The sequence below is a fragment of the Leptotrichia hongkongensis genome (genome assembly GCF_041538065.1).
Classification (GTDB): Bacteria; Fusobacteriota; Fusobacteriia; order Fusobacteriales; family Leptotrichiaceae; genus Leptotrichia; species Leptotrichia hongkongensis.
In genome coordinates this window covers 1-15,984 of record NZ_JBGORW010000008.1, presented here as the reverse complement: position 1 = coordinate 15,984, position 15,984 = coordinate 1, and the positions used below count along the sequence as shown (strand labels likewise).

Genomic DNA, 15,984 nt, shown 5'->3' with positions numbered 1-15,984 from the left:
TTTTTATGTTAAAATAAAGAAAGTAAATGTAAAACTTGGAAGAGGTATGAAATGGAAGAGAAAGAAATAAAGACTTTAGCAAAAGATATTTTTAATAAAATAGAAAAAAAGTATCAAGAAACGGCAAAAGAAATGATTGTTGCAGATGCCTCGGTCAGTGCTTCAAAAGAAATAAAAATAACGGATAGCAAAATTGAAGGGATTCCGTACATTCCAATAGGGAGAAAAATTCCAACAAATTCAAAAGGACAACAATTCATGTTTCTTGCACAGATAAATTGTGAAGATTTAAAGGGGCTTGAAGATTTTCCACAGGAAGGGATTTTGCAGTTTTGGATTCTGGGAGAAGATTTGCTGGGATTGGATTTTGATGATTATACGAATCGAGATGGATTTGATGTAATTTATTATGAAAAAATTGAAGATTATTATTCGGAAGATGAGTTTATGGAAATGTACAATCCTTATAAATTTGATTTAAAGTATATGGAAACTTTAATAGCAAGTGAACCTTGTAAAATGAAATTTTCTTTGGAAAAACAGAAAGAAAGTTTTAATTATGAACTTTTAGATAACTTGTTTAAAGAAGTCTTGGAAGAAGAAAATATAGGATTTAATGAAAAAGATAAATTATACGAAGAAGTAGAAAAATTATACGATGACGAATTCTATGAAGAAATTGTTGGGACAAAATGCAATGGATTTCCATATTTTACTCAATGGGAACCAAGAGATGACGAGCAGATGAAAGAGTACGATACATCATTGTTTCAAATTGATAGTGGAAAAGAAGTTATGATTGGAGATAGTGGGGTAATGCACTTTTTTATTAATCGTGAAAAATTGAAAAATAAAGATTTTTCTGATATTTTTTATCATTGGGATTGTTATTGATTTTATTTGGTAGGCAGAAAATAGAAAGTTGGAGAAAATGGATATAAAAAATATAAATTATGAATATTTTTTAGATTTATCAGTAAGAATGACACACCATTCAAATGCCATTGAAGGAAATACATTGACATTGAATGAGACGGCTACAATTATTTTGGATAGCACAATACCAGGTAGCAAGAGTGTTCGTGAAGTTTTTGAAGTTTTGAATCATAAAAGGGCGATTGACTATATGATAAGTGAACTTGAAAATGATAAAAAACTTGATATTTACGTGATAAAGAGTATAAATAAGGAAATTTTGGATAGGTTAAATGATAATGCAGGAAATTTTAAAAGAAATAGTAATGCCATAATTGGTGCAAATTTTGAAACTTCTACACCAAGTCAAGCACCAATTCTTACAAAAAATTGGATTGAAAATCTTAATTATAGGCTTGAATTATGTAAAAATGATGATGAAAAATTATTGGAGATATTAAATTCTCATATAGAATTTGAACGGATTCATCCCTTTAGTGATGGAAATGGACGAACGGGAAGACTGATTATGATGTATCTGTGTTTTCAGGAAAAAATATCTCCATTTGTAATCGAAAAGGAAGATAGAGCCTTGTATATGAGTTATTTGAGGGAACAAAATGTAGATATTATTTTTGAAAAAGTAAAAGAATTACAGAAATTTGAACAAAAAAGAATAGATAAATTTTAAAAAAATTTATAAATAAAAAAATTTGGAGAGAAAAATTGGAGGATAGAAAGATGTCAGAAATGAAAAATGAAATGAAAAAACCAAAAACTTTGTTTGATAAGGTTTGGGAGAAACATGTAATTACAGGAGAGCCTGGAGAAGCACAATTGCTTTATATAGATTTACACTTAATTCACGAGGTTACTTCGCCACAGGCGTTTTCGGGATTGAGACTTGCTGGAAGAAAGGTTAGACGGCCTGACTTGACTTTTGGAACGATGGATCATAACACGCCTACTATAATGTCGCAAAGAATGAATATTAGAGATAAGATTTCTAAGGCACAGCTTGATGCACTAGCTGCGAACTGTAAGGAATTTGGGATTGAACTTGTTGATATGTTTAATGAAAATAATGGAATTGTGCATATGGTGGGGCCTGAGCAAGGACTTACGCAACCTGGAAAAACTGTAGTTTGTGGGGATAGCCATACTGCGACTCATGGGGCATTTGGAGCGATTGCATTTGGAATTGGGACAAGCGAAGTTGAGCATGTTCTGGCAACACAGACAATTTGGCAAAAGAAACCTAAGACAATGGGAATTGAGATTACTGGAAAATTGCAAAAAGGTGTATACGCAAAAGATATTATTTTACATATAATTAAGACTTACGGAATTGGTCTTGGAAATGGATATGCCTTTGAATTTTTTGGAGATACGATAAGAGGGCTTTCGATGGAAGAAAGAATGACAATATGTAATATGGCGATTGAAGGTGGTGGAAAATCAGGAATTATTGCACCTGATGAAACTACATTTAATTATGTGAAAGGAAGAAGATTTGCACCAAAAGGTGAGGAATTTGAGAAAAAGGTGGCTGAATGGAAGGAATTGTATACAGATTCTGCAGAAGCCTTTGACAAACATATAAAAATTGATGTTACAAATCTTGAGCCACAAGTTACTTGGGGAACAAATCCTGAAATGGGAATAAATATTACTGAAAAATTTCCAGAAATCAAAGATCATAATGATGAAAAAGCGTACGAATACATGGGCTTAAAACCAGGGCAAACTCCATTTGATATACCATTAAAGCATGTATTTATAGGATCTTGTACAAATGGAAGATTGAGTGATCTGGAAATTGTTGCAAAAATTGTAAAAGGAAAGAAAGTTGCTCCAAATATTACGGCAGTTGTAGTTCCTGGCTCACAAGTTGTTAAAAAAGCGGCTGAAGAAAATGGAATTGCACAAATCTTGAAAGATGCGGGATTTGAATGGAGAGAAGCTGGATGTTCAACTTGTCTTGGGATGAACCCTGACTTGATACCAGCTGGAGAGCATTGTGCCTCAACTTCTAACAGAAATTTTGAAGGACGGCAAGGAAAAGGGGCGAGAACACATCTAGTAAGTCCTGCAATGGCTGCTGCTGCTGCAATTTATGGAAAATTTGTGGATGTAAGGGAATTGGATGAAGTAAAATAAGAGAATCGATACTGGTTAATGATAATTAATAAGAATAAAAAAATTGAAAGAGAGAAAAATACTATGAAAAAGATAACTTTTTATACAAATCCATATTCAAGAGGAGTATCTGTAAGATGGATGTTAGAAGAATGTGGAGCAGAATATGATGTAGTACCTATTCATTTCGGTAAAGAAATGAAATCTGAAAAATATCTTTCAGTAAATCCAATGGGAAAAGTACCAGCACTAGAAGTAGATGGAAAAGTAATTGTAGAAACAGCAGCAATTTTGACATTTTTAGCAGATATGTACCCTGAAAAAAACTTGATTCCACCAGTTAATTCTTTAGAAAGAGGAGAATTTTATCGTTGGATGTTTTTTGCACTTCATCTAGAGTATGCTTTCATGGATAAATTCTTTGATGTTCCATCAAGTGAAAAGAAAAGAAATAACATAGGGTATGGAGATTATGATACAGCTTTAAATACATTAACTGAATTTTTAAAAGATAAAAAATATGCAATAGGAAATAGATTTACTGTGCTAGATTTATATTTGACAGGATTATTGAGATGGGCGACATTTGCGGCTGGAGTTCTTCCAAAAGAGGGTATGCTCGCAGATTACATGAAACTGCACGGAACAAGAGAAGCTAATATAAAAGGACAGGAGCTAGATCAAGAATTAGCAAAATCAATGGGATTAGATTAAAAAAATTAATAAAAGCAAGGAGAAAAAAATGAAACCATTTACAAAATATGAAGGAACAATCGTTCCAATAATGAATGATAATATTGATACGGATCAATTAATTCCAAAACAATATTTAAAAAGTATCGAAAAAACAGGATTTGGGCAATATGTGTTTGATGAATGGAGATACAATGAGGACAGAACGGATAATATGGATTTTAATTTAAATAAGCCTGAATATAAGACAGGGACAATTCTGATTACAGGAGATAACTTTGGCTGTGGTTCGAGCAGAGAACATGCGGCTTGGGCATTGCAGGATTATGGATTTCATGTAATTGTTGCAGGAGGGTATTCAGGAATTTTCTACATGAACTGGCTAAATAACGGACATTTGCCAATAACTTTGCCAGAAGCGGACAGACTGGAACTGGCTAAACTTCCTGGAGATGCTAAAGTAGTAGTTGATTTGGAAAATAACAAGCTGACAGCAAATGGGAAAGATTATTTCTTTGAGCTGGAGGAAAGCTGGAAACAGAGATTACTGAAAGGGCTTGATTCGATTGGATTGACATTGGAACATGAGGATGAGATTAGGAAGTATGAGAAGAATCATAGATAATCTGAATAACTTAATTTGTGAAAAGAAAGATTTTAAAAATAGCCAGAAAAATCAAAAGAACAGTTGAAAGTAGAAGAGTATTTTAAATAAAATGGTATAGAATATGATAAAAATTTATTTACGGTATTAAAAGAGAAAGAAATTTGAATTCATTTTTGGTGATGGGGCTTATTGGATTGATTATGAAAGCAGGAATGAAGCCGTGTTATATACTTTTTAAAGAGAAAGAAATTTGAATTCATTTTTGATGATGGGGCTTATTGGATTGATTATGAAAGCAGGAATGAAGCCGTGTTATATACTTTTTAAAGAGAAAGAAATTTGAATTCATTTTTGATGATGGGGCTTATTGGATTGATTATGAAAGCAGGAATGAAGCCGTGTTATATACTTTTTAAAGAGAAAGAAATTTGAATTCATTTTTGATGATGGGGCTTATTGGATTGATTATGAAAGCAGGAATGAAGCCGTGTTATATACTTTTTAAAGAGAATGAAATATTATTTTTCGAAATTGGGATGCTTGGTGGAATTAAGGGACTTTTAACAAGAATAGATGTTGATGATATAGAAAAAATTGATTTAAAAAAAGGAATCTTAAACTATAAATTGACAATATCAGTAAGAGCTGGAGATAAAATAAAAAAAGAAATAATAAATTTTGCCCAAATTAATGGAAAGGCATGGTGGATGCAGAATAGAAATAATCTGATTGAAAGTGGGTACTTTGAAAAATTGGCTGAAAGAGTGGGCAAAAGAAGAATGTTAGAACAATAAATAAAAAAAGAAAGGTGACTTTATGAAAAAAATATTACTTTTATTGTTAATTTTAGCGACTTTTGTAGTATCTTGCGGGAATGGAGGTAAAAATTCAAACGCAAATACAGAAGTTCAAAATAGTGAAAAAAATAATAAAGAAATTGATAATAGTTTTGATTTTGAAATATATGGAGAAACATTGGAAGAGGCTCATAAAAATTTTAAGACAAAGATTATCGATGGACAAAAAACGGAATTTGTACCAGATGGCAAACCAGGTATTCCGCCTAAAAACAGCAAATTCTCATTGGTAAATTATCCATCAAAGTTAGGAGAAATGCCAATGTATATTACAGCAAAAGAAAATAACGGGAAAAAATATCCAGCAATCATATATTTAAATGGTGGATTTGGTGGAATTGGAGATAGTGAGTTTGGTTGGGATGAAGAATCGCCTAAAAATAATTATCAAGGGGCAGGTGCATTTAAAAGAGATGATTTTGTACTTGCAATACCAAGTGCTAGAGGAGAAAATGCAAATCCTGGAAAATATGAAATGTTTTATGGGGAAATTGAAGACTTGGAAGAAGCTAGAAAATATGTGGCATCACTTCCTTATGTTGATCCAAATAGAATTTATCTTGTTGGACACAGTACAGGTGGGACAAAGGCGTTGCTTCTAAGCGAATATTCAAAAGGTTTTCGAGCAGTTTTTGCAATAGGTGCCTTGCCAGATTTCTTTTGGGCAACAGAAAAACCAGATGAATATGGCGGAGTTCCATTTGATTTGATAAATCCTAGAGAAATAGCAGTAAGATCATCACTTCGATACGTCCGTTCAATAACAGCACCAACTTTCCACTTTGAAGGGCAAGAAGAAAGAAGAGATATTTTATTCGAGCCTATGCAAAAAGCCGCAGATAAATACAAAATACCATTTAAGAAATACCAAATTGCAGGTGGAGATCATTTTAATATACTTTATCCATTAACAACAATGATTGCACAAAAAATACTAGCTGATACAGGGGCAAAAACAAATATTCAGTTTAGCAATGGGGATTTGGATGTGATTTCAAAAGGGATTGTTAAATAGCAGATAATTTGATTTCAGAAATTTGATTGAAAATGAAAAATTAGGAAATTATAGATGTAAAAGCAGAGGATGCGAGTTATAAAATAAATTTCAAGTTTTAAGTATAATCTAAAAAAGGAGATGTTTATGTGGTCAAAAGGAATTGAGTATAGAAAGCGAGAAAAAGAAAAACTCTCTAAAATAAGTTCAAAAGATTTACCATTTGACGTGTTTGTAAAAAATGGAGAATTAGTCAGCTGGAGAAGAAGTGGCTGGTGTAAGAGAGCTTATCAGTTTTACAAAAAAAGCTGTAATCGGAATTTTAGAAGAAATAAAAATCTTGAAACTTCAGTTAAAGGGAATTATTATAGAAAGTGCTATGAGTTGCAATATGCTTGGATTTAACAAAAAATTTTCAGATGGCTAGGAGATAAAAAATTATGCAAACTATCAAAGAATGGAATAAAATAATAGAAAATTATTTTAATGAAAATAATATTGAGTATGACAGGAATTATTTGTTTTTTTTTCCTAAAATCAATTTTATAAAAGTGCTTTTTGATAAAAAACTTATTTACGATGTTAACGAGGATTTAAGAGAAAGTATTATAGTTTTATTTAAGAAAGACAATATAGAAATATTTTCGTGTGATGTAACATTAAAAATACCTTCAGAAATACAACTTTCAAATATAGGTAAAATAAGGAAAATAATCCCACGGGAAGAAGTAAAGGTTTTAAAATTAGTAAAAAAAATAATGAGATATAAATTATATTTTAAATTAGATAATGAAAGTAAAGCTTTTAGAATTGATATTTTTTATAGATTTAATAAAAATTGGGTAGTTGAAAATATAAATTATTTGATAGAAAATAGATTAATAGATTTGAAAAAATGAAAAAAGTAAATTTTTTTGAAAAAGTTAATTAAAATATTGATTTTTACATTATTTAGTAATATAATTACATTGTATAACAAAAGTATTACAAAGGAGTGGTAAAAATGGCTACAGTAACAGCTAGAGTTGATGAAAATGTGAAGAAAGAAGCGGAAACATTATTTAAAAAAATGGGGCTTAATATGAGTACTGCTATGAATTTATTTTTGAAGAAGTGTATTTTGGAGCAGGGGATTCCGTTTGAGTTGAAAGTTCCAAATGGAGAAACCAGAAAGGTTTTGGATGAAGTTGAAAAAGGTATTGGATTAAGCAAAACTTTTGATAGTGTAGATGAGCTAATGGAGGATTTGAATGCTTAAAATCAGATACCAGGTCAAATTCAAGAAAGATTATAAAAGGGCAATAAAAAGAGGGTGTAACAAAAAATTATTTGAAGAAGTCCTTTTTTATTTGGTAAATGAGAAACCTTTGCCTGAAAAATATAGAGATCATTATCTTACTGGCGATTATAAAGGATTTAGAGAATGTCATATTCAGCCTGATTGGTTGTTAATTTATAAAATTGAAAAAAATATCTTGGTTTTGACATTGTCGAGAACGGGGACACATTCGGATTTGTTTTAAGTTGGAGGAATTTTATGAAAAAGTTTATTTTATTTTGTATATTTATAATTGTGAATATCTCTTTTTCAACAACGTTAGTAGTACCTTGCAATAGAGAGGAGAAAAAGTGTGTTATAAGAGGTTTTAAAGTTGATGGGAGAATAATAACTGAGTATCAGATATTTGATCTTAAAGAAATTGTAAATATTTTAAATAAATTTGGAGAAAGTGGAACTGTAGATTTCGTAGGACATACTGATTCAACTGGGACAAAGAAATATAATCAAAAATTATCGTTGATAAGAGCTAGAAATGTTGCTAGAACACTTAGAGAGCTTGGTTTAAAAGATACTATTTCAATTGGAGAAATAAGTGGTAAAGGAGAAGATAATCCAGTTGATAAAAATGAAACAGATATAGGAAAATATAATAATAGAAGAGTAGAGATTTTATTTAATAATTTAAAATGGAAAAATTTTGAATAAAAAAGATGATATAAAAAATTTAGGAAGGAGCAAATAAAATGAACTACAAAATTGCATTATTAAAAGGGGACGGAATTGGTCCAGAAATCGTTGATGAAGCGGTAAAAGTTTTGGATAGAATTGGAGAAAAATTTGGACATAAATTTGAGTATACGCAAGGATATTTGGGAGGAGAATCTATTGATAAATATGGGATTCCTTATTCCAAAGAAACTGCGAAGATTTGTAAAGAGAGTGACTCGATTTTATTGGGGTCAGTTGGAGGACCTAAATGGGATAATATTGAACCTGATAAAAGACCTGAAAAAGGGCTTCTTGCGATAAGAAAAGACTTGGGAGTTTACACAAATTTAAGACCAGCGGTTTTATTTAAGCAATTGAAAAGTGCTAGTCCTCTAAAAGATGAAATAATTGGAGAAGGGCTAGATGTAATGATAGTTAGAGAGCTTACAGGAGGAATTTATTTTGGACCTAGAGAATATTCTGATGAAAAAGCTGTCGACACATTGCCATATACAAAAATGGAAATTGAAAGAATTGCAAAAAAAGCGTTTGAAATTGCAAAATTAAGAGGGAAAAAAATTACAAGTGTGGATAAACACAATGTTTTAGATACTTCAAAATTGTGGAGAAAAACAGTAAATGAACTTGCAAAAGATTATCCAGAAGTGGAAGTTTCGCATATGTATGTGGATAATGCCGCAATGCAGCTGATTGCCAATCCTAGACAATTTGATGTAATTTTGACTGAAAATATGTTTGGAGATATTTTGTCAGATGAGGCTTCAATGCTTACAGGATCGCTTGGAATGCTGCCATCAGCGAGTCTTGGAGATGGAAAAGTCGGACTTTATGAACCAAGTCACGGTTCAGCACCTGATATTGCTGGAAAAAATATTGCAAACCCAATAGCGACAATACTTTCAGCAGTAATGATGTTAAGATATTCATTTAATCTTCAAAAAGAGGCTGATGCGATAGAAAAAGCTGTGGAAGAAGTGCTGGAAGCAGGATTTAGAACAGCTGATATTTATACAGATGGTATGAAGAAAGTTGGAACTGATGAAATGGGAACTGAAATTGCTAATAGGATTTAAAAATTTTGGAAAAAGAAGGATATTTTTATGGAAGAAATATTACACTATGAAAATGTAACTTTTAAGCGTAATGGCAGAGAAATACTGAAAGGAATTGACTGGCATATAAATAAAGGTGAAAATTGGGTACTTCTGGGGCTTAATGGTTCTGGAAAGTCAACTCTTCTTGGAATGATACCAGCCTACATTTTTCCAACTTCTGGAGAAGTGAGAGTTTTTGGGCATAAATTTGGTAATTATTCTTGGAAAAAAATAAAGAATCGAGTTGGATTTGTAAGTTCCACATTAAATAATTTTTCAAGCACATTAAATGGCGAAAAACTGGAAGATGTTGTAATTTCTGGAAAGTTTAGTTCTATTGGGATTTATGATGAAGTTACCGATGAGGATAGGGAAAAGGCGGATAAGATTATTGAGGATTTTAAGATTTCGTATATAAAAAATAATCGTTTTGGAACTTTGTCGCAAGGGGAGCAACGACGGACATTGCTTGCAAGAGCGTTTATGAATGAGCCTGATTTGCTTATATTGGATGAGCCTTGTTCAGGGCTTGATGTAACTTCGAGGGAGTATTTTTTGAAAGTGCTTGAGGAAAATTCCAAAAATGACAATGCAATACCATTTATTTATGTAACTCACCAGATTGAGGAAATTATGCCGTCAGTAACACATGTGGCACTTCTTCACGATAGAAAGATTTTAGCAAAAGGGCTTAAAAAGGATATTTTAACAGGTAAATTGCTTTCTCAGATGTTTGGTTTGGATGTGAAGATTGTTTGGGAAAATGAAAGACCTTGGCTGATTGTGAGATAAATTTAGGATTTATCTAAAAGGAGTTGATTTATTAAATATGGATAAAAGCAGAAAATTTATGGCGGTAATTTTAGCACTGCTTGCGGCTATTTTTTATGCAATTAATACACCGTTTTCTAAAGTGCTTTTAAATAAGATTCCACCTACATTGATGGCATCTTTTCTATATTTGGGAGCTGGAACAGGGGTAGGTATTATGTACTTGTTTCGTAGAAAAGCCGAAGAAAAGTATAAAAAGTTAAATAAGGCAGATTTACCTTATACTGTTGGAATGATTGTCCTTGATATTGCGGCACCTATATTTCTGATGATTGGTATAAATATTGGTTCAGTTTCAAATGCTTCACTGCTTGGTAATTTTGAAATTGTAGCAACAACACTTATTGCTCTTCTGATATTTAAGGAGAAAGTAACATCAAAGTTGTGGATTGCTATTGGATTTATCACAATATCAAGTATAGTTCTTTCATTTGAAGGGGCTGAAAGTTTCCAGTTTTCATTAGGTTCATTGTTTGTTATATTGGCAACATGTTGTTGGGGACTTGAAAATAACTGCACTAGAAAAATCTCGGATAAAAGCACTTACGAGATTGTTTTGCTAAAAGGCTTTTTCTCTGGTGGTGGTTCATTTATAGTCGCCCTTATTTTGGGAGAAAGAATTCCTGAAATCAAATATATAATAGCTGCTTTGCTACTTGGATTTGTAGCATATGGACTTAGTATTTTTATGTATATCAGAGCACAAAGGGATTTAGGTGCTGCAAAAACCAGTGCATATTATGCTATAGCTCCATTTGTAGGAACTTTTTTAGCATTTGTAGTAAATGGAGAAAAACTTACTTTGGTATATTTCATTGGTCTTATCTTTATGATAATTGGTAGTGCAGTTGTCGTATACGATACAATGGTTAAACGTCACAGTCATAGTCATTCTCACATAATTGTTCATACGCATGATGGAAAAACACATACTCATATTATCACGCATGAACATGAACATAGTCACTTTATATCAGAGAAAAAGCATAATCATAAACATAAAAATTATATAAATAGCATAGAACATAAATTAATACACAAAAAGGAATTGTAGATTTATAAAAGTGCTGTATTTAAAACATAACAAACTAAAGTTTAAAACAAAAGAAACATTAGGAAAAATAAAAAAAATTAAGCAAGATTAAAATTGTTCAAGAAATTAAAAATTTTTAGAGGTAAGAAAAATATAATTGCAACACATCCAACTTAAATCGAAATAGTATAAAATTACGAGGAGATTATAAGATGAACAATTATATAAAATTAAATGAAGATAGATGGAATAATGTAAAAAATGACTATACTGAGCCATTGACACATGAAGAATTAGAAGAAGTTAGAACTAATCCAATTTCTGTTGCATTAACTGTTGGGAAAAAAGTCCCGAAAGAATGGTTTGAAAAAGCAAATGGAAAAAAGATATTAGGTTTGGCTTGTGGTGGTTGACAGCAGGGACCAGTTTTTGCTATAAAAGGTTATGATGTAACCATAATGGATTTTTCTAAATCACAATTACAAAGAGATGAGTTGGTTGCTAAAAGAGAAGGCTTAAAAATTAATACAGTTCAAGGCGATATGACAAAACCATTTCCATTTGAAAATGAAACTTTTGATATTATTTTTAATCCGGTTTCAAATGTATATATAGAAGATTTAGAAAACATGTATAAAGAAGCTTCTCGAGTATTGAAAAAGGGTGGATTGTTAATGGTCGGATTTATGAATCCTTGGATATACATGTATGATACTGACATTGTATGGGACAAACCCGATGAGGAATTACTTTTAAAGTTTTCAATACCTTTTAATTCAAAAGAGCTTGAAGAGGAAGGCAAAATAACCATAAATCCAGAATATGGATATGAATTTAGCCATACCTTAGAAACCCAGATTAGAGGACAACTTAAAAATGGTCTCGCTATGATAGATTTTTATGAATCGTGTGACAAAAGACATAGATTATCACGTTATGGAAATGACTATATAGCTACACTTTGCATTAAATTATAATGTTATAGAGCATACTTCAGGAGAATAGCCCGTTTTATTTTCCGTAAGGGTTAAAATCTAAAAATTAGAATTTTGTAATTAATAGAAATTAATGTTTTTAATAAAATGAAAAAAGAGGAAACTTATGGATTTTAATAAACTTTATGAAGAAATGATTCAGCATAAAAATGAAGAACAGGCTCAAAAAATGTCAAAATATATGCTTAATAAATTTGAATATATTGGAATCAAGACGCCTGAAAGACGCAAAATATTTAAAAATTTTTTTAAGGAATATAAGAATGAAGAAAAAATCGACTGGGAATTTGTAAATAAATGCTGGGAAAATAAGTACAGGGAATTTCAGTATGTTGCAGCTGATTTTTTGAAGAATAAGAAAGATAAGTTGACAATAGACGATATTCCAAATCTGAAACAGTTAATCTTGAAAAAATCGTGGTGGGATACGATAGACAATTTAGATATGACAATAGGAGCTTTGGCATTAAAGGATTCAAATGTGAATAAAATATTGCTGGAATGGAGTATTGATGAAAATATTTGGCTTAGAAGAATTGCGATTGATCATCAGCTTTTGAGAAAAGAAAAAACAAATACTGAATTACTGGAAAAGATTTTAAAGAATAATCTGGGGCAGGCTGAATTTTTTATCAATAAGGCGATAGGCTGGGCATTAAGAGATTATAGCAAGACTAATCCTGAATGGGTAAAAAATTTTATTGAAAAAAATAAAGAAAAAATGACAAAATTAAGTATTAGGGAAGCTAGTAAATATTTGTAATAATAAATTTCATTAGAAAATAAAAACTATGCTAAATTTTATTAAACATTTGTTATTTAAATGTGGAATAGTATAAGTTTTAAAGTAAAAAATATTTATAAAAAAATAGAAATATATAATTTTAATGTTAGAATACTTGAAATATGCTGGTATTGCAATAAAATATTTTTGAATTTAGTTTTAAAGTAATTTTATTGTATTATAAGCATAAAAAATATTGAAAGGATTTATAAATTATGAAAAAAATAATAATGATAATGGGAACGGCTTTAGTTCTTTCATCTTGTGGAGTTGTTGGAGCGGCAGGAAGTATTGCTGGAGGTACAATTAAAGCAGCTGGAACTGTTACAGGAGCAGTAATTAAAACTACTGGAAATATTATCGGCGGGATAATTGGTGGAAACGATGGAGAAATTGATGCAAAGGGCGTTAAGTATAAATTTTCTAAGGCGAAAGTTGAAAATGACGGGAATACAACAATTGTAACAGGAGTTTTAACAAATAGTGGAAGCAGAAAGGAAAATGTTACTATTGAAATCCCTTGCTTTGATAAAAAAGGAACAAAAGTCGGAGATGCTGTGGACAGCACTGACTCCATTGATAAAAATAAAAAATGGGAATTTAGAGCTGTTCTAAATTCGGGAGATGTAAAAGCGTGTAAAGTGAAGGATGCTTATGTAAATGCACAATAAATTTGATAATAAGATCCTATACTAGACACTGTTTAAATAATGAATTTATTATAATCTCTTCTAAATAAAGATAAAATCTAATATTTTAAAATAATTAAAATATAATTTTTGTTTTTTAAACAGAGCCTAGTATAAACTAATCTGTAGGATTTCCGTCAATGAGATATCTTATAGAAATAAGAAAAACATAGTAATATGAAAAAATATCTATTAATAAAAATATCTAAAAAATAAAATTCAAAAATATATAAAATATATAGTTACATTAAAAAGAAATATTTGCAAATATTTTTAAAAAGTGTATAATATATACATATAAAATTTAGGAGGATAAAAAATGGCAGGAAATATTTTAGGAACAACAGTTTATTATGATGCTGACTGTGATTTGAGTAAATTGGAAGGTAAAAAAATTACTGTATTGGGGTATGGTTCACAAGGGCACGCACATTCTTTGAACTTAAAAGAAGGTGGATTTGATGTAACTGTTGGACTTAGAAAAGGTTCAAAATCTTGGGATGAGGCTACTGAAGCAGGATTTACAGTAAAAGAAACTGCAGATGCTGTAAAAGGTGCAGATATAGTTATGATTTTGATTCCAGATGAAATTCAGGCTGATGTATATGCATCTGATATTGCACCAAACTTGAAAGAAGGAGCATATATCGCATTTGGACACGGATTTAACATTCATTTTGGAAAAATTGTTCCAAGAGAAGATATAAGCGTATTTATGGTTGCACCAAAAGGACCTGGACACTTGGTAAGAAGAACTTTCCAAGAAGGAAGCGGAGTACCTTGTCTAGTAGCTGTTTACCAAGATGCTAAAGGAGATACAATGGAAGTTGCTAAAGCATGGGCATCAGCTATTGGTGGAGGAAGATCAGGAATCCTTGAAACTACATTCAAGCAAGAAACAGAAACAGATTTATTCGGTGAACAAGCTGTATTATGTGGTGGAGTAGTAGAACTTATGAAAGTAGGATTTGAAGTATTGACAGAAGCTGGATATGATCCTGTAAATGCTTACTTTGAGTGCTTACACGAAATGAAACTTATCGTAGACTTGATTTATGAAGGTGGATTGGCAACAATGAGAAGCTCAATTTCAAACACTGCTGAATATGGAGATTACATTACAGGTCCAAAAATTATAACTGCTGAAACAAAAGAAGCTATGAAACAAGTATTAGCAGATATTCAATCAGGTAAATTTGCAAATGATTTCTTAGCAGACTCAAAAGCAGGGCAACCATTCTTAAAAGAAAAAAGAGCAGAATTTTCAAATCACGGTGTAGAAAAAGTTGGGGCTGAATTAAGAAAACTTATGCCTTGGATTAAAAAATAAATCATATTAAAATCCTTTAAAGGAATAGAGTGATTATCCATTTTGCTGAAAGGAGCAAAAATGGGGAAAAATCAATAAAATAAAAATAAAATTACAATTTAAAATTTTAGCAGTCTTTTAAATAAGGCTGCTATATTTTTGATTATAAAGACTTTTTAAAAATGAAGGAAATAAAAATGGGAAAATTAATAATTATAGAAGGTACAGATGGAAGTGGAAAACAGACACAGACAGAATTGCTTTATGAAAAATTAAAAGAAATAAAAGGAGACGGGAAAGTAAGAAAAATATCTTTTCCAAATTATGAAAGCAGAGCTTCTGAGCCTGTAAAAATGTATCTTGCAGGTGAATTTGGAAAAACAGCGGAAAGTGTCAATGCTTATGCGGCTTCTGTACTTTATTCAGTTGACAGGTTTGCTTCATTTAAGACTGAATGGGAAGAGTTTTACAATAATGGAGGAATTGTGATTAGCGATAGATATACAATTTCAAATATGATTCATCAAGTTCCTAAAATATCTGATAAATCTGAACGTGAAATATATTTGAACTGGTTAATAGACTTGGAATGGAGAAAAATAGCAATCCCAGAGCCAGATGTTGTATTTTTTTTAGATATTCCGTTTGAGTTTAGTCAAAAACTTATGAAAAACAGGGAAAATAAAATAACTGGAGAAAAAGAGAAGGATATTCACGAAAAAGATAAAAATTACTTGAAAAATGCCTATGAAGTAGCAAAAGAATTGTCATTAAAATATAAGTGGAATGTAATTTCCTGCGTTAAAGATGACAAATTAAGAACGATAGAAGATATAAATGATGAAATGCTAAAAATATCGCTGGAAAATATATAATTGATTCAAATTTTATAAAATAAAATTTTATTAAAAGAAATCAAAAATAGAAAAGAAAATGTTGTGAGATAATACATATGTGACAAGCATATACAAAAAAAGAAAGGTTTCTGATATAATGTAAATCTACCAAACCACATTAAGGAGAAACCTTTCAT

General features: G+C 30.8%; 19 protein-coding genes and 1 pseudogene. All 20 read left to right on the top strand.

What is annotated here, in order from left to right:
- Window positions 1-51 precede the first annotated feature (51 nt).
- Window positions 52-894 carry a YwqG family protein gene (locus ACEG17_RS07050; protein ID WP_372583134.1) on the top strand — a complete coding sequence of 281 codons (843 nt, stop codon included), beginning with the start codon at window positions 52-54 and terminating at the stop codon, window positions 892-894.
- Between the two features lie 37 nt (window positions 895-931).
- The gene (locus ACEG17_RS07045) at window positions 932-1,606 is read left to right on the top strand and encodes a Fic family protein (protein ID WP_372583133.1); all 675 of its coding nucleotides are present in this window, start codon (window positions 932-934) and stop codon (window positions 1,604-1,606) included.
- Window positions 1,607-1,656: 50 nt separating this feature from the next.
- Window positions 1,657-3,075, top strand: a complete 1,419-nt coding sequence (gene leuC / locus ACEG17_RS07040; RefSeq protein WP_372583132.1) for a 3-isopropylmalate dehydratase large subunit — start codon at window positions 1,657-1,659, stop codon at window positions 3,073-3,075.
- Between the two features lie 63 nt (window positions 3,076-3,138).
- Window positions 3,139-3,768, top strand: coding sequence for a glutathione S-transferase family protein (locus ACEG17_RS07035; RefSeq protein ID WP_372583131.1), 630 nt, complete (start codon window positions 3,139-3,141; stop codon window positions 3,766-3,768).
- 28 nt (window positions 3,769-3,796) lie between these two features.
- Entirely contained in the window at window positions 3,797-4,372 is a 576-nt protein-coding gene (gene leuD, locus ACEG17_RS07030; RefSeq protein ID WP_372583130.1) for a 3-isopropylmalate dehydratase small subunit, read from the top strand.
- Between the two features lie 410 nt (window positions 4,373-4,782).
- Window positions 4,783-5,148: a hypothetical protein gene (locus ACEG17_RS07025; RefSeq protein WP_372583129.1), complete on the top strand. Its 366-nt coding sequence runs from the start codon at window positions 4,783-4,785 to the stop codon at window positions 5,146-5,148.
- Between the two features lie 22 nt (window positions 5,149-5,170).
- Window positions 5,171-6,226 (top strand): alpha/beta hydrolase family protein, encoded by a 1,056-nt coding sequence (locus tag ACEG17_RS07020; RefSeq protein WP_372583128.1) that lies wholly within the window; start codon window positions 5,171-5,173, stop codon window positions 6,224-6,226.
- 247 nt (window positions 6,227-6,473) lie between these two features.
- Window positions 6,474-6,632, top strand: a complete 159-nt coding sequence (locus tag ACEG17_RS07015; RefSeq protein ID WP_372583127.1) for a hypothetical protein — start codon at window positions 6,474-6,476, stop codon at window positions 6,630-6,632.
- A gap of 13 nt (window positions 6,633-6,645) precedes the next feature.
- Window positions 6,646-7,104, top strand: coding sequence for a hypothetical protein (locus ACEG17_RS07010; RefSeq protein WP_372583126.1), 459 nt, complete (start codon window positions 6,646-6,648; stop codon window positions 7,102-7,104).
- Between the two features lie 104 nt (window positions 7,105-7,208).
- A complete protein-coding gene (locus tag ACEG17_RS07005) occupies window positions 7,209-7,463 on the top strand; it encodes a type II toxin-antitoxin system RelB/DinJ family antitoxin (protein WP_372583125.1) in 255 nt (84 codons plus the stop codon).
- Window positions 7,456-7,728 carry a type II toxin-antitoxin system YafQ family toxin gene (locus tag ACEG17_RS07000; protein WP_372583124.1) on the top strand — a complete coding sequence of 91 codons (273 nt, stop codon included), beginning with the start codon at window positions 7,456-7,458 and terminating at the stop codon, window positions 7,726-7,728. The genes ACEG17_RS07005 and ACEG17_RS07000 overlap by 8 nt, the downstream gene beginning before the upstream one ends.
- A 14-nt stretch (window positions 7,729-7,742) precedes the next feature.
- A complete protein-coding gene (locus ACEG17_RS06995; RefSeq protein ID WP_372583123.1) occupies window positions 7,743-8,192 on the top strand; it encodes an OmpA family protein in 450 nt (149 codons plus the stop codon).
- Between the two features lie 38 nt (window positions 8,193-8,230).
- The gene (leuB, locus tag ACEG17_RS06990) at window positions 8,231-9,289 is read left to right on the top strand and encodes a 3-isopropylmalate dehydrogenase (RefSeq protein ID WP_372583122.1); all 1,059 of its coding nucleotides are present in this window, start codon (window positions 8,231-8,233) and stop codon (window positions 9,287-9,289) included.
- A gap of 27 nt (window positions 9,290-9,316) precedes the next feature.
- Complete coding sequence (locus ACEG17_RS06985; RefSeq protein WP_372583121.1) at window positions 9,317-10,102, top strand: ABC transporter ATP-binding protein; 786 nt, start codon at window positions 9,317-9,319, stop codon at window positions 10,100-10,102.
- 37 nt (window positions 10,103-10,139) lie between these two features.
- Complete coding sequence (locus ACEG17_RS06980) at window positions 10,140-11,195, top strand: DMT family transporter (protein WP_372583120.1); 1,056 nt, start codon at window positions 10,140-10,142, stop codon at window positions 11,193-11,195.
- A gap of 191 nt (window positions 11,196-11,386) precedes the next feature.
- Window positions 11,387-12,151, top strand: a pseudogene (locus ACEG17_RS06975) (class I SAM-dependent methyltransferase).
- Between the two features lie 124 nt (window positions 12,152-12,275).
- A complete protein-coding gene (locus ACEG17_RS06970; protein WP_372583119.1) occupies window positions 12,276-12,932 on the top strand; it encodes a DNA alkylation repair protein in 657 nt (218 codons plus the stop codon).
- A 236-nt stretch (window positions 12,933-13,168) separates the two neighbouring features.
- Window positions 13,169-13,624: an FxLYD domain-containing protein gene (locus ACEG17_RS06965; protein ID WP_147005036.1), complete on the top strand. Its 456-nt coding sequence runs from the start codon at window positions 13,169-13,171 to the stop codon at window positions 13,622-13,624.
- Between the two features lie 337 nt (window positions 13,625-13,961).
- On the top strand, window positions 13,962-14,972 hold the full coding sequence (gene ilvC / locus ACEG17_RS06960) for a ketol-acid reductoisomerase (protein ID WP_372583118.1): 1,011 nt from the start codon (window positions 13,962-13,964) through the stop codon (window positions 14,970-14,972).
- 176 nt (window positions 14,973-15,148) lie between these two features.
- Complete coding sequence (locus ACEG17_RS06955; protein ID WP_372583117.1) at window positions 15,149-15,826, top strand: dTMP kinase; 678 nt, start codon at window positions 15,149-15,151, stop codon at window positions 15,824-15,826.
- Window positions 15,827-15,984 lie beyond the last annotated feature (158 nt).